The sequence below is a fragment of the Antrihabitans spumae genome (assembly GCF_043944905.1).
Lineage (GTDB): Bacteria > Actinomycetota > Actinomycetes > Mycobacteriales > Mycobacteriaceae > Antrihabitans > Antrihabitans spumae.
The window spans coordinates 1-14,678 of record NZ_JBIMSN010000128.1; the positions used below are offsets into that span (position 1 = coordinate 1).

The 14,678-nt window shown below is 63.7% G+C and carries 13 protein-coding genes and 1 pseudogene; 11 read left to right on the forward strand and 3 right to left on the reverse strand.

Annotation, left to right across the window (positions count from 1 at the left end; all coding sequences use genetic code 11):
• Window positions 1-80 precede the first annotated feature (80 nt).
• Entirely contained in the window at window positions 81-1,250 is a 1,170-nt protein-coding gene (locus ACHIRB_RS26075) for a winged helix DNA-binding domain-containing protein (protein ID WP_395115319.1), read from the forward strand.
• Between the two features lie 180 nt (window positions 1,251-1,430).
• On the opposite strand, the gene ACHIRB_RS26080 is transcribed toward ACHIRB_RS26075, so the two are convergent.
• A complete protein-coding gene (locus tag ACHIRB_RS26080) occupies window positions 1,431-1,586 on the reverse strand; it encodes a DUF6131 family protein (protein WP_395115320.1) in 156 nt (51 codons plus the stop codon).
• A 277-nt stretch (window positions 1,587-1,863) separates the two neighbouring features.
• Between ACHIRB_RS26080 and mdo the strand changes: the two genes are divergently transcribed.
• From mdo to ACHIRB_RS26110, 6 genes are all read left to right on the forward strand, one after another.
• The gene (gene mdo, locus ACHIRB_RS26085; protein ID WP_199703723.1) at window positions 1,864-3,135 is read left to right on the forward strand and encodes an NDMA-dependent methanol dehydrogenase; all 1,272 of its coding nucleotides are present in this window, start codon (window positions 1,864-1,866) and stop codon (window positions 3,133-3,135) included.
• A 95-nt stretch (window positions 3,136-3,230) separates the two neighbouring features.
• Window positions 3,231-4,316 carry a MadB family AAA-type ATPase gene (locus ACHIRB_RS26090; protein ID WP_395115321.1) on the forward strand — a complete coding sequence of 362 codons (1,086 nt, stop codon included), beginning with the start codon at window positions 3,231-3,233 and terminating at the stop codon, window positions 4,314-4,316.
• Window positions 4,313-5,842, forward strand: a complete 1,530-nt coding sequence (gene madC, locus ACHIRB_RS26095) for a MadC family VWA domain-containing protein (protein ID WP_395126093.1) — start codon at window positions 4,313-4,315, stop codon at window positions 5,840-5,842. The genes ACHIRB_RS26090 and madC overlap by 4 nt, the downstream gene beginning before the upstream one ends.
• A 214-nt stretch (window positions 5,843-6,056) precedes the next feature.
• A complete protein-coding gene (locus ACHIRB_RS26100; protein WP_395126109.1) occupies window positions 6,057-7,295 on the forward strand; it encodes an iron-containing alcohol dehydrogenase in 1,239 nt (412 codons plus the stop codon).
• Between the two features lie 26 nt (window positions 7,296-7,321).
• On the forward strand, window positions 7,322-8,695 hold the full coding sequence (locus tag ACHIRB_RS26105) for a MadS family sensor histidine kinase (RefSeq protein WP_395115323.1): 1,374 nt from the start codon (window positions 7,322-7,324) through the stop codon (window positions 8,693-8,695).
• Between the two features lie 86 nt (window positions 8,696-8,781).
• Entirely contained in the window at window positions 8,782-9,414 is a 633-nt protein-coding gene (locus tag ACHIRB_RS26110; protein WP_395115339.1) for a MadR family response regulator transcription factor, read from the forward strand.
• On the opposite strand, the gene mftM is transcribed toward ACHIRB_RS26110, so the two are convergent.
• Window positions 9,411-10,322 (reverse strand): mycofactocin oligosaccharide methyltransferase MftM, encoded by a 912-nt coding sequence (gene mftM, locus ACHIRB_RS26115; protein ID WP_395126094.1) that lies wholly within the window; start codon window positions 10,320-10,322, stop codon window positions 9,411-9,413. The two genes, ACHIRB_RS26110 and mftM, sit on opposite strands and share 4 nt — an antisense overlap.
• Window positions 10,323-10,541: 219 nt before the next feature.
• On the opposite strand from mftM, the gene mftA reads away from it, so the two are divergent.
• The 4 genes from mftA to mftD are packed head-to-tail and all read left to right on the forward strand — an operon-like array spanning window position 10,542 to window position 13,365.
• On the forward strand, window positions 10,542-10,658 hold the full coding sequence (mftA, locus tag ACHIRB_RS26120) for a mycofactocin precursor MftA (protein ID WP_395126095.1): 117 nt from the start codon (window positions 10,542-10,544) through the stop codon (window positions 10,656-10,658).
• A 1-nt stretch (window position 10,659) separates the two neighbouring features.
• A complete protein-coding gene (gene mftB / locus ACHIRB_RS26125) occupies window positions 10,660-10,974 on the forward strand; it encodes a mycofactocin biosynthesis chaperone MftB (protein WP_395126096.1) in 315 nt (104 codons plus the stop codon).
• A gap of 9 nt (window positions 10,975-10,983) precedes the next feature.
• Entirely contained in the window at window positions 10,984-12,192 is a 1,209-nt protein-coding gene (gene mftC, locus ACHIRB_RS26130) for a mycofactocin radical SAM maturase (RefSeq protein WP_395126097.1), read from the forward strand.
• Window positions 12,193-12,201: 9 nt separating this feature from the next.
• Window positions 12,202-13,365 (forward strand): pre-mycofactocin synthase MftD, encoded by a 1,164-nt coding sequence (mftD, locus tag ACHIRB_RS26135; protein WP_395115327.1) that lies wholly within the window; start codon window positions 12,202-12,204, stop codon window positions 13,363-13,365.
• 69 nt (window positions 13,366-13,434) lie between these two features.
• Here the strand turns inward: mftD and aztD are convergent.
• Window positions 13,435-14,678 (reverse strand): annotated as a pseudogene (aztD, locus tag ACHIRB_RS26140) (zinc metallochaperone AztD).

A 14,678-nucleotide genomic window follows, 5' to 3' on the forward strand; every position in this document is an offset into this window, starting at 1 on the left:
ACCACACCCCATTTTCACCCCAGCAGCGCGTCCGGAGGGCACCTTTAACTCACGAGCCGCTTGCGGCCTATCGTCTTCACGTGCAGACGATATCGACGGCCGAACGTCAGCGCAGGCTGGCCACGCGGCACCGGCTCGCGCCTTCGCACCTCGCCGACAGCCCGCTCGAGGCCGCCGCCAGTATGGTCTGCCTGCACGGAACCGATCCTGCGACCATCTACCTCTCCGCCTGGGCTCGGGTTCGGAACATGTCGGTGGCCGACCTCGACCGCGCGCTCTACGACGACCGGACACTTGTCAAACACCTCGCCATGCGACGGACCATCTTCGTCTTTCCCCGGGACACCTTCGCACTGTCGATCGCGGGATCAAGCCAACGCGTCGCGGCGACAGAGCGTGCCCGATTGATTCGTGAAGTCGAGAAGGCGGGCTTGTACGACGACCCCGAACGCTGGTTGGACGAGGCGAGCGCGCAGGTTCGGGACTTTATGTCCGACGGCAAGGAAGCGACACTGAAGGAGCTACGCGCCGCAATTCCATTGCTCGACGGATCGATGGTCTACGGCGAAGGACGTACCTGGGGCGGGAAGGTCGCCGTTGGACCGCGGGTTCTCACAACCCTGTCGGCAGCCGGCGACATCGTCCGGTCCAGCAACTCGGGTCATTGGCGCCTCTCCCGCAACAGCTGGTCGGCGACGGGTGCGTGGCTCGGCAGCGACGTCGACGTGCACGAGCGAGAAGCCGCCGAACAGAAGCTGGTCGAACTGTGGTTGCGAGCATTCGGGCCGGGTACCGAGACCGACATCAAGTGGTGGCTCGGCTCGACGCTGACAGCGGTCCGGCGGTCGCTGCAGGCGCTGCAGGTCGTCGAAGTCGAACTCGACGGCGGCACCGGCTATCTACTTCCGGACGATCTCGAGGAGACAGCGGCGGTCGAACCGTGGGGAGCGCTGCTGCCGTCCCTGGATCCGACCACAATGGGTTGGTTCGATCGCGATTGGTATCTGGGACCCCATCGCAGCCAACTTTTCGACACCAATGGCAATGCCGGACCGACGATCTGGTGGGACGGACGGATCGTCGGCGGTTGGACTCAGGACGACGACGCCGCGGTCGTTCTCCAATTTCTCGACGACGTCGGCTCCGATGCACACGCGGTCCTGGACCGACAGGCCGACAACCTCACCGAATGGCTCGGCGGTACTCGGGTGCTGCCGCGCTTTCCCTCACCGTTGTTCAAGACGTCGTGAACTCCGGAACCCTGACCTCTGCAACACAATTCGTGTCGTAGGCGGGCGCACGTGCGGAATCAGCACACGGGTTTGCCATCCGCGGGACGGTCGACCGGCTCTGTTCCAGAGAACGGTAAAGACCGCAGCCCACGACAGCTTCGTTCCGATCGTGGACATGCGGTCAGTACGTCGAGAGGGTCAGTAATAGTGTCGCCTACCACCGACTGCGCGCCCCATGTTGCCCATCAGCATCAGGACCAAGCCGATCACAAGTACGACGATTCCGATGGTCCACATAATCGAGATCTTGAACAAGAATCCCAACACCAAGAGCACCAAACCTAGAACGACCATGACAGCCTCCTTGCTCGGGATGTGCGGTCGAGCCTCCGCAGCCAACCGAATCAGGTGGCCTGACAAGGGGATACCCACTATGTCCGTTTCCAATCTGTTACCCGAAGAAACGGGTAAGGCTTGCGCGCCTATCCGATCGGACGGTTCTCCGACGCTGTCCGGACGGTATCGGTCGCAACTCCTTGTGACGGGTGCCACTCGCGCACAGAGTGGTCTGCAGCGGCACCCCCAGCCGCCGAGACCATATCGACGAATACGTCGTTCAAGGAGTACTCCAATGGCTATCGAACTCAACCAGATCTGGGACTTTCCGATCAAGGAGTTCCACCCGTTCCCCCGCGCGCTGCTGGGCGTCGGCGCACACGACATCATCGGTGTCGAAGCGAAGAACCTCGGCTTCAAACGCTCGCTGCTGGTGACCACCGGTCTACGCGGCTCCGGGATCATCGAAGAGCTCATCGGCAAGATCGAATACCAGGGCGTCGAAGTCGTCCTCTACGACAAGGTCGAGTCGAACCCCAAGGACTACAACGTCATGGAGGCGGCCGCGCTCTATCAAAAGGAGAAGTGCGACAGCGTCATCTCGGTCGGTGGCGGTTCCAGCCACGACGCCGCAAAGGGTGCACGTGTTGTCATCGCACACGACGGCCGCAACATCAACGAGTTCGAGGGCTTCGCCAAGTCCACCAACAAGGAGAACCCACCCCACATCGCGGTATCCACAACTGCCGGAACGGGTTCCGAGACCTCCTGGGCATACGTCATCACCGACACCTCCGACATGGACCACCCGCACAAGTGGGTCGGCTTCGACGAGGCGACGATCGTCACCGTCGCGATCGACGACCCCCTCCTGTACTACACCTGCCCTCAACACTTCACCGCATTCTGCGGCTTCGACGTACTCGCCCATGGCAGTGAGCCTTTCGTCTCCCGACTCGATTTCGCACCGTCTCTCGGCAACGCTTTGTACTCCATCGAACTGGTGGGCAAGCACCTGCGCGAAGCCGTGTACGAGCCGCGCAACCTGAAGGCGCGTGAGGGCATGATGAACGCGCAGTACATCGCCGGCCAAGCGTTCAACTCCGGCGGTCTCGGCATCGTGCACTCCATCTCGCACGCCGTGAGCGCATTCTTCGACAGCCACCACGGACTCAACAACGCGATCGCGCTGCCACGAGTCTGGGAGTACAACCTGCCGTCGCGCTACAAGCGCTACGCCCAGATCGCCACGGCTCTCGGCGTCGACACCCGAAACCTGACGACGGTCCAGGCCGCCGACGCGGCGGTCGAGGCGGCCATCAGGCTCGCGAAAGATGTTGGTATTCCGGACAACTTCAGTGCGGTTCGCACCGATTCCTACGACAAGAACCGCATGAACACCGGCAAGTACGCCGGACGAGGCGAAGTGATCAAGGGCGACGAGAAGACGGTCCGCGCGATCTCCGAGCACATCCAGGACGACTGGTGCACGCCGGGCAACCCCCGCGAGGTCACCGTCGAATCGATGATTCCCGTTGTGGGACATGCGATCAACGAGGCGTACTAGCTAGTCGACCTACCCGATGAGGCGGCCGGGTGCGTCAGGTCAGCGAACCTGACCCACCCGGCCGTATCGAAGAGGCCACACCCGATGGAGGAGCCATGCCGGCCGCCGCTCTACCTACCCTGCCCGACCGCGCACAGGCATTCACGTCCGCCGCACTCGTCCGTCAGGGCTTGCGCGACGCGGACTACATAGCCGACGACGATCTCGCGGCCGTCGTCCATCTCGCTACGGCACTCGATCGACCCCTACTGCTCGAAGGTCCGGCGGGCGTTGGGAAGACGGAATTGGCAAAGGCTCTTGCTCAGGCGAGTGGCCGACGGCTGATCCGCCTGCAGTGCTACGAGGGGCTCGACGACAACCGCGCCCTCTACGAGTGGGACTACGCGAAACAGCTGCTGCACGTGCAGATGCTGCGCGACCGGATCACTGCCGTCGCGGCCGACATCTCCGATATAGACGACGCGTCACGTTATCTCGCCGACCGTGACTTCGGTTTGTACACAGAGGCTTTCCTTTCCGTACGGCCACTGCTGGAGTCGGTGCTCTCCGACGAACCCGTCGTTCTGCTGATCGACGAGGTGGACCGCACGGAAGAGTCGATGGAAGCGTTGCTCCTCGAAGTACTTGCCGAGAAGCAGGTGACCATCCCCGAGATCGGCACTTTCACCGCACGGTCCATACCGTGGGTCGTGTTGACGTCCAACGACACTCGTGAACTGTCGGCCGCGCTCAAACGTCGCTGCCTGCACTTTCATCTCGGTTTTCCGTCGCCCGAGCGTGAGCGTGAAATCGTCGCGGCGCGAGCCCCTGAGGTCGATTCGGATGTCGCCGCCGATGTCGTCGACCTGGCACGGCAGTTACGCGAACTGCCACTGCGGAAGAGTCCATCCATCTCGGAGGTCATCGACGCCGCCAGAGCCGCGATGCTGCTGCAGGACAGCACGACCGGCATATCGAAGCAGACCAGATCCATACTGCTGGCGGCACTGCTCAAATACACGAGCGACCGCAACCTGGCAGACAGCCGCCTCGACGGCGCAACGCCCGAACCCAAGCACGGGGGCGAAGAAGGTCGGCCGGAGCACGTGACCGTCGCCTCGCGACCCGCGAATACGACCACCACGGCCTTCCGCGGACACGGTGGTCGCGATCACGGTGGGATCGGCAAGCGCGGGCGATGACAACCACGACCGCACGGAGGGGACCCGGCTCACCTTCCGGAATCCTCGATTTCGTCGCGGCAAGCTTCGGCGCATTGCTGAGGTCCGCGGGCGTCGCGGCATCCCCTGCGGAAGTGATCGAGGTCCGCCGGGTGCTGGCTCTGCTCGGTGCACAGGATCATTCGATACTTCGCCCAGCCCTGCGAGCCACGTGCGCGAAGTACGGTCACGAACAGGCCGGCTTCGACCGTGCCTTCGAGATGATGTTCGGTGACCGTGCTCGTACCGTTGCGATCACCAAGCCCGCGGCGGTCGGTTCGACCGCCCACGGAGCTCAAGGCCTACCCGAGGACCTGGAAGTCGCCGAGGACCAGGAGATCGGCAAGTACGCCGAATACAACGAGCGCGCCGCGGAAGTGGGCGAGTACTTCGATACGCCGGAAGCGGAGAAGGGCTTCAACCCGCACAAGGACGACGACGACATCAGCGTCTCGGGCGCCGATTCGGATCTGTCGGTATCCACGGAGAACGATTCGGGTCGTCGCGGTGTCCGATACACGCTCGAGGTCGACCGCGCGGGCTCGACGACAGTCGGCGACCTGTCCGATTCCGCTGCTCCGATCGTTGCTGGGACCTTGAGCTGGGACGACCCCGATTCGATTCTGGCGTGGCTCGATGCATACGACCCGCGAGCCACCTACGGGGACGCCGCAGACGACGGCCCGCTGAGCGCGGAGCAACTCGCACGACTCACCGACGCAGTCGAAGCCTTCGTTGCGGCGCTTGCGGCGAATTCACCCGCACCGCAGGCCGTTGTCACGACGCCACCGAGTGAGTCGGACGTGCGAGCCGACGTCGACCTCGCCTGTCACGAGATCCTCCGGCGAATGCGCGGCGCTCGGCGACCCCGCCCGCGCGAACGCGGTGCAGGCGCGCTCGATATGCGTCGCACCACACGAGCAAGCCTGCGTACGGACGGCGTTCCGTTCCATTTGGTGATGCGGACCCCCGTCCCCGATCGGGTCCGCCTGCTGATCCTTGCCGACGTCTCGCTGTCGGTCAGGCCGATCACCGCGTTCACCCTGCGGTTGGCGCAGGCCATGCATCGGCGCGCGGACCGGTGTCGGGTCATGGCATTCGTCGATCGCCCGACCGAGGTGACGGACGTTCTGCTCCGCGGTGGCGGCGATGACGTGCTGGCCGCCGTACTGGCGTCCGACCGCCTCGATCTACAGGCGAGCAGCGACTACGGACTGATGCTCGACGAGATGCTGACGACCAACGCCGATGCGCTCGACTCGCGGACCGCCGTCCTCATCGTCGGTGACGCCCGGTCGGGAGGGTTGCCGCCGAACGTCGAGCAGCTGAAAGCACTGCGCAGAAAGGTCCATCGGCTGGCGTGGATCACGCCGGAACCCCGTCGGTACTGGAACCAGGCAACGTGTGCGATGACGCAGTACGCCGAAGTGTGCGACCGAGTGATCATCGCAACGGACGCCGAACAGTTGGCCGCCCAGGCTGGGGAGTTGGCACACGCCCTTTCGTAAAGCCCCCAGTCGTGTAGTCAAGCGCGCTACCTACCCGATCGGACAGGTAGGCACCTGTCCGCGCGCAGGTTGGCACTCGGCTGCCGCAGCCGTACCGTCGACAGCAAGTTGTAACGTGGATCACAACGTGCTCGGTGTTAGGCGGACAGCAGTGGCTACACGGTCATCCCATTCGACGCCGGTTTCGACGCGTGCAAAAGCTGCCGACGTCGACATGGCACTGAACCTCGAGGCCCTTGCGGACGACGCGCCCGCACATATCCCGCTGTTGGTTCCGCAGCGGCAAGCGCTTGCTGGCGCACCCGGCCGCCTGTTGAAGTTCCATGCTCCCGAAATCGTCTTCGGCGAGAACTCGGTTGCCGAGGCCGCACATGCCGCCGTCAGACTCGGCGCCCACCGACCTCTGCTCGTGACCGACCCCGGCATGATCGAAGCCGGTTGGCCGGACGAACTGCTCGGTTACCTACGTGATGCCGGTTTGGACGCGCGTACCTGGAACGACCTGACGCCCAACCCGAAAGACCACGAAATCGCCGCGGGCTACGAGTTCTACCGTGACCAGGGCTGCGATGTGCTGATCGCCATCGGCGGCGGTTCGGTCATCGACGCGGCGAAGGGGATCGCCATCCTCGCAGCCAACGGTGGCAACATCCTCGATTACGAGGGCGTCGATCAAGCGCCGTGGCCGATTCCGCCGCTTGTGGTCGTGCCGTCCACCTCGGGTACCGGCGCGGACGTATCGCAGTTCTGCATCGTCACCGACACTGCCCGCGGCACCAAGATCACGATTCTCGGCCGCGCACTCGTCCCCGACATCACGGTGATCGATCCGCGCCTGCTCACGACCATGCCCGAATGGCTCAATGCCGCAACCGGACTCGACGCACTCACGCACGGCATCGAGGCATTCGTATCGCTCGGTCACAACCAACTGACCGACCATCACGCGCTTCGCGCCGTGGCGATGGTGTTCCGCCACCTGGCGCAAACCATGGAGCGACCCAACTTCATGCCTGCCCGCACCATGATGGCGCAGGCGAGTCTGGAAGCCGGCCTTGCGTTCACGAACGCGATACTCGGTGCCGCACATGCGATGAGCCATCAGGTCGGCGGCATGCTCGACCTACCCCACGGGGTCATCAACGGGATTCTCCTTCCGCATGTCATCAGATTCAACGCCGAGGCCGATCCCTACCCTTACGCAACGATCGCAGGTTGCCTCGGAGTGCCCGAGAGCCGTGGCGATCCGTTCGAAGCTGCACTCGCACTTGCTGATCGGGTCGAGCAGCTAGCCCGCGAGGTCGGTGGCCCACGTGGCCTCGGAGAATTGGGGGTGACCGAGGACCACATCGCACGCCTGGCACATCTCGCCTTGCGTGACGCATGTATGTCCACCAACCCGCGACCTGCCGAAGAGTTGCAGATGCAGGCGCTGTTCCGGACCGCACTGTGACAGGCAATCCTCCAGGACCTCCGGATTTGGCGAGTCTGACTGGAGTTCGATCGGGCAAGAGCACGTTCTATCCGGAATTTCGAGGCGCCGCACAACGATTGGAACGCGTCGTGCACGCGTTGGACGCGATTTCACGCGCGCTCGTCCAGACCGTCGACGGACCCGAGCGTCTCGTTCGCGCGGTAGCCGATGCCGCCCGGGCACATTTGAGCGCCGACTGGGTCCTGATCGCTCTCGCGGACGGCGCGCTGCCCGAAGCCCAACCACGGCATCTGATCCTGGACGCGAAGGGGACGGCGTACGCGTTCGAAGGGTGGGCCGCCGCCGAGGCACCCGGCGCCAATCTGCCGAGTGACGTGCTGAACCGGTTGAACGGCATACTGCGCGGTGAACTCGACCAGTTCACCGCTCCGGTCGTCGAACGCCACCACGCCCACGTGCCGATCGAATTGAACGGCGCCGTCGTCGGCGCGATTGCAGCGTGGACCCCGCAGCACCGCACTCTCGACGGCACCGACAAGGCCGTGATGCGCATCCTGTCGAGTCAAACCGCTGTGGCACTGCAGAATTCGGCGCTGTTCCAGAAGTCCCAGAACCTGCTGGACCAGGCCGAACGCGCCTTCGCGGAAGCAAGCAGACACGCAACCGAATTGGCGGCGCGCAATGTCGAGCTACTGGCGACGCAACGTGAACTCGGGGCAGCACAACGTCATCAAGCTCTCGATTCCGAGCGGCACCGGATCGCACGCGAACTGCACGACAGTGTGACGCAGTGTGTGCTGTCGGCTGGTATGCAGATCGAAGTCTGCCGCCGCGAGATCCCGCCGGAGGAACGACGGCAGCGGCTGGAGCTCGCCAAACACATGACGCGCACAGCCGTCGAACAACTCCGCTCTGCCATCTACGCGCTGAATCATCCCGCGGACTCGGGGCGCTCGACGCTGCCCGAACTGCTCGGGCAACTCTGCACTGTGCACATGCCGGAAGACCTGCACATCCAGTTTCGGGTCGAGGGACAGCACGTCGAACTAACGAACGAGACCGAACACTCGCTACTTCGGATCGCAGGGGAGGCGCTGTTCAATACGGCTATGCACGGCAATGCAAGTCGCGCAATCGTACGGCTGGCGTACCGGGCGCAGGACGTACTGCTTTCGGTCTCCGACGACGGGGACGGCGATCCGGAGAAACTTCGGCTGATGCTGAAGATGGCGGAGGTCGGCGACGTCAACGGCCATCACCGTGGGCTGGTCAACATGAAAACGCGAGCCGAGGATCACGGTGGCGTCTTCGAGGTACGTCGCGCCAGGATCGGCGGTGTGTCGATCGTGGCGACCATCCCGCGCACCGACGGTGCCGCGGTTGGATCGCAGACCTTACAAGTAGGAGTGCAACCATGACGAGTGCAGCCGGGCTCGGTACGCCGATCGGACAACTTCCTACTGCGCGCTCCGCGCGCTCAGGTCCTACTATCCGCGAGACCGGGGTGATTCGGCTTGTGCTCGTCGACGATCACGCAATTCTGCGACAGGGACTGCGGTCGGTGCTCGAGCGTGAAGCAGATCTGCAGGTCGTCGGCGAGGCGTCGTCGGAGGCCGAAGCCGATGCCGTCGTCAGCCGCGTCTCTCCTGACGTCGTCCTGATGGATCTCAAATTGTCTGCAAGCTCGGAGTACGAGGGACTTTCCTTGTGCGCAAAGCTTTCTGCCGCCCATGAGGGCATCGGACTCTTGGTTCTCACGACGTTCCTCGACGACGAGCTTGTCGTCCGAGCGGTGCATGCGGGCGCGAAAGGGTACGTCGTCAAGGACGTGGACACCACCGAGTTGGTTCGGGCCATTCGGGCTGTGTCGAAGGGTGAGAGTGCATTCGATTCACGAAGTGCCGCGGCGGTGGTGCGGTCGCTGAACGGTCGCACCACACATCGAGAACGCCTCACGAGCCGTGAGCTGGAAGTCCTCCGACTGCTGGCCGCCGGGCTGTCGAACGCGAAAATCGGTGAGAAGCTGTACATCTCGGCGACGACCGCCAAATTCCACGTGAGCAATATCCTGCGCAAACTCGAAGTGTCACGTCGGGCCGAAGCTGTGTACGCAGCAAGCAAGAGCGGCTTGATCTAGCGGGAGCGGTCGAGGATCAGCCAGCCGCCGTGGTGTTCGTGCACCTCGACGGTGATGCCGCTGTGCATCCTTGCCACTGCACGGCCGAGGTTGCGCAGCGAAGCAAGGTCGAAAGCCTGGATGTGACCGAAGCATTCGCGCGGCTCACCCTCGAAGGGAACAGCGACAACCACACGCCGACGCGCCAACCGAATCGCTTCGTCGAGTACTTCGATCGCGGTCGTGCGGTCGAGATGCTCGAGCAGGTGGATCGCAGTCACGGTGTCGGCGCTGCGAGACGGTAGCGGAACCTCGCGAGCGTCGCAGGTCAACGTCTGCAACGGTCGGCCGAGATCGACGGCGACGCGGTCGAGCAGTCGCATCGTGTCACCGATGAGATCGCTTGCGGTGACTTTGAAATCACGGATGTCGCGCGCAGCGACACGAAGCGGAAAGAAGCCGAAGCACGATCCGAGATCCAGCAACTCCCGTCCGACGATCAGCGCTTCGGCGTGCTCGTGAACAGCGGCGAAGCTCGCGCTACCGTCTTCCAGACGCTCGATCGAGCGCCTGTAGAAATACCGCCAGGATTCGATGGCGCCCGGCACCGTCGATCTGATGAGCCCGACGAGTACGAGCTGAAACTCCCTCTCGCCGTCTATGTATCCCGGCGCATCGAGTTCGTCCGCGACGATCGTCGCAAGTTCGTCGGACAGGTTGGCAACCGTCAGAGAGTGCACGATCGTAAGCCCGCGCAGGTCGCGGAACACCTGAAAATGAGGAGTACGGACCGAGTCGGACAGTCCTGGCTGCACCGGATGCTCCGGAAGCGGGTAGTCAGCTACTCGACGGACCGTCACGTCGTCGTGGGTCCACTCGCCGCGCAGGCACGGCTCGAGCGGATCCAACCTCACCGTAGTTGTCGACATTGGTCGCCTCTCGCCGTTCGCGTGTCGATTCAACGCTAGTTGCGCTGCGCCGCTGGCGATTCCGCCCATCAGGTGGAACTCGACTCTCCGACAAGGCTGTACCCACCTACCCGATCGGTCAGTTCTGTGGCGCACTTCGGACGGTTTCGGTCGCCAACTCTTCATTTGCGCACTGGGTGCCAATACCGTGTGGGGCACGTCACAATCAAGGAGGATCCAATGTCCGAAAGCAACTCGCCCACCGCTGCGACGTCGACCGCGGTGACCAACGAGGATCTTGTCGAAGAGCAGCTGGTCGAAGAAGTGTCGATCGATGGCATGTGCGGCGTCTACTGACATGACCGCAGTGATGGGGGAGGCCCCGGAATTCGAGTTCGACGCGTGCTGGCGACTGCACCCGATGGTCGCCCTACGCCCGGAACCTTTCGGGGCGCTCCTCTATCACTTCGGAACGCGCAAACTGTCGTTCCTCAAGAACCAGACAGTCGTCGACTTGGTCCGTGCGCTACCGAACCACCCCGACGCGCGGGCCGCATTCCAAGCCGCCGGGATCGACAGTTCAGCCGCGCGACCGTACGTGAACGCTCTGTCCGCACTGGTGCGATCCAACATGCTCGTCCGCGCGACAGCCGACTCCGACTCGCAATCCTGAGGACCTTTCATGACAACTGTGCTGGAACCACCAACCCGCGTCGGCAAACTCGTCGATCAATTCGAACTCGGTCTCGACGCGCCCATCTGCCTAACGTGGGAACTGACCTACGCCTGCAATCTGTCTTGCGTGCACTGCCTTTCGTCGTCGGGTCGCCGCGACCCGCGTGAACTGTCGACCGAACAGTGCAAGGCGGTAATCGACGAGTTGCAGCGTATGCAGGTGTTCTACGTCAACATCGGAGGCGGCGAGCCCACCGTGCGCTCGGACTTCTGGGAACTCGTCGACTACGCGACGGCACACCAAGTCGGAGTGAAGTTTTCGACGAACGGCGTACGGATCGACAAGAAGGTCGCAGCTCGTCTCGCTGCGTCGGACTACGTCGACGTGCAGATCTCGCTCGACGGCGCGACCGCCGAGGTCAACGACGCGGTTCGCGGTCCGGGCTCGTTCGACATGGCAATCAGGGCGCTGGAAAACCTCGCTGAAGCCGGCTTCAAGGATGCCAAGATCTCGGTCGTCGTCACGCGGCACAACGTCCCACAACTCGACGAGTTCAAGGCACTTGCGGACAAATACGGCGCGACTCTGCGAATCACCCGGTTGCGGCCGGCCGGACGTGGCGCAGATGTGTGGAACGAGCTGCATCCGACCAATATTCAGCAGCGCGAACTGTACAACTGGCTGGTAGCCAACGGTGAGGGCGTACTGACCGGCGATTCGTTCTTCCACCTGTCCGCATTCGGCGACGCGCTGCCGGGGCTCAACCTTTGCGGCGCAGGGCGGGTCGTGTGCCTGATCGATCCGATCGGCGACGTCTACGCCTGCCCGTTTGCGATACACGAGAACTTTCTTGCGGGAAACATTTTGCGCGACGGTGGTTTTCGGCAGGTCTGGCAGACCTCGGAGCTGTTCACCGAGCTTCGTTCGCCCCAAACGGGCGGGGCGTGCACCAAGTGCACGTTCTTCGACTCGTGCCGCGGCGGATGTATGGCGGCCAAATTCTTCACCGGCCTTCCCATGGACGGTCCCGACCCAGAATGTGTGCTCGGCAACGGTGAATCCGCCCTTGCCGCAGCGGGTTCGATCCCGAAGTCCAGCGTCGACCACTCCCGAACCGGCCAACGAAAGACGCCACGCGCTTCGGTTCCCTTGACGCTGATGCTGCGTCCCCCGGCCAAGATCTGTGACGAAAACCCCTTAGCAGGAATGGAATAGGACACAACCATGAGTAGAACAGGATGGTTCGAGACCGTTGCCGAGGCGCAACGTCGAGCACGCAAGCGGCTGCCGAAGTCGGTGTACTCGGCACTCGTCGCCGGATCGGAGCAGGGTCTGTCGATCGACGACAATGTTGCGGCATTCGGTGAACTCGGCTTCGCACCGCACGTTGCGAATCTGTCGGCCAAACGCGACCTGTCGACAACGATTATGGGACAGCAGATTTCACTGCCGGTGATCATCTCGCCGACCGGTGTGCAGGCCGTGCACCCGGACGGAGAGGTGGCGGTCGCGCGAGCCGCGGCCGCCCGAGGCACCGTCGTCGGATTGTCGTCGTTTGCAAGCAAGCCGGTCGAAGAGGTCTGCGCCGCGAATCCGCAGACCTTCTTCCAGATGTACTGGGTCGGCACCCGCGAGCGCATGATCGAACGAATGGAACGCGCACGAAGCGCCGGGGCATCGGGGTTGATCGTGACGCTGGATTGGTCCTTCTCGAACGGTCGAGATTGGGGCAGCCCAGCCATTCCCGAGAAGATGGACCTCCGCGCGATGGCTCGATTCGCGCCGGAAGGCCTGATGCGACCGCGGTGGCTACTCGATTTCGCGAAGACCGGCAAGGTGCCGGACCTGACGACGCCGAACCTGGCTCGACCGGGTGAAACACCGCCGACCTTCTTCGGCGCCTACGGCGAATGGATGGGAACACCCCTGCCGACCTGGGAGGACGTCGCGTGGCTTCGCGAGCAGTGGGGTGGGCCGTTCATGCTGAAGGGCATCATGCGCGTCGACGATGCCAAGCGGGCGGTCGAGGCCGGTGTCAGTGCGATCTCGGTGTCCAATCACGGCGGCAACAATCTCGACGGCACCCCCGCACCAATTCGCGTATTGCCTGCCATCGCGGCAGCCGTCGGAGATGAGGTCGAGATCGTTCTCGACGGCGGTATCCGTCGCGGCAGTGACGTCGTCAAGGCAGTCGCGCTCGGCGCTCGGGCCGTCATGATCGGTCGCGCGTATCTATGGGGCCTTGCGGCTGGTGGGCAGGCAGGGGTCGAGAATGTTCTCGACATCCTCAGGGGCGGTATCGACTCCGCCATCCTCGGAACCGGTCACTCTTCGATACACGACCTGACCGCCGACGATCTGATCATCCCGCCCGGCTTCACCCGATAGGCGGCGTCGCCGCTCGTGCGCGGTTGATGGGTCCCTAGACCCGTCAACCGCGCACAGAGCCGCAGGCCCCTACCCCGTCACGCCGGTGATTTCGTTCGGTGTGTGCGGAACCTTCTCGGACTTGGTCACGCTGCCGGACGCGAGGTCGACCGTGTGCACCGAGTCGGTCGCGGGCTCGGTCACGAAGGCCTTGTTGCCCTGCACGTACAGCGCGGGCCGCGGCGACTGCCACTCCTGCGGCTCGGACCACGGCGCGATGACCGGGAAACGGCTGGTCACAGCCCCGCTGACGGGATCGATGACCTGCAGCGTTCCGTCGGTGCCGAGGACAAGCCCCTCACCTGCTGGTCCCCGGCCGAGCGACCGAAACGTGTAGGACGTGCACAGTTCGACGAGCTTCAGTTCGCCGGTTTCCGTGTTCACCAGCGACACCCGCGTCGGGCGTTCCAACTCGGCATTCGGATCGACCTTGTAGTCACCGAGCACGATCGGCGAGTCTTCCTGCGCTGACAGGTTTCCGATTCGGCCGTAGGGTCGGGGCTGGCAATCTTGCGGATCGCCCCGTCCTTGAACACGATCACCCCGTTCTCGCAGCCGAAGGTCACGGCCTCGTTTGCGGCAACAGCCTCGCCGTGCACGCCGGGGCAGTCCTCGCTGCGTGCGGTCTCCATCCGGGCAGCATCGAGAACGACTATCCCCGTTCGCTTTTCGTCGGTGCCGAGACTCGTGACCAGGCGACCGTCGGCGAGCTCGACAGCAACACCGTGATGGGGATCCGGGGCGGTATAGGTACGGGTCTCGGGCTTGCCGTCGAGTGTGCTCGGATCGAAAATCTCGACCAGACCCGATCCGTCGAAGAACAACACCGTCTTGCCATCGTGGCGAACGACGTGGCCGGGTTCGGCGGACTCGAACTCGACGTCGGTCAGTTGCGGCGGAGCCGTGTAGTGGTGGGAATGATCGCCATGACTGTCGCTCCAGGTTCCGACATCGAGGACGCGGAACGAATTGCCATGCGAGACCAGCACGTGCCTGCTGTCGCCCGCGGGATTCACGCGGTTGAATCCGTCCAGTTCGGTTGTCTGGATCAGCCCCAGCGTGTCAGCGTCCAGCACCATGATCCCGCCGTCGTAGGTGACGGTCAGTCGGGGCTGTGCCGTTTCGGATTCGATCGGTTCGGACTCTTGTGGAGTAGTCGAGGTAGCGGACGCGGTGCCGTCGGGCTCGTTCGACGAGCACCCGACCGCAAGTGCTGCCGCGAGGGATATCGCCACGGCGGCGCCGCCTGATCGGTGAAGAAGTGTGGTTACCAT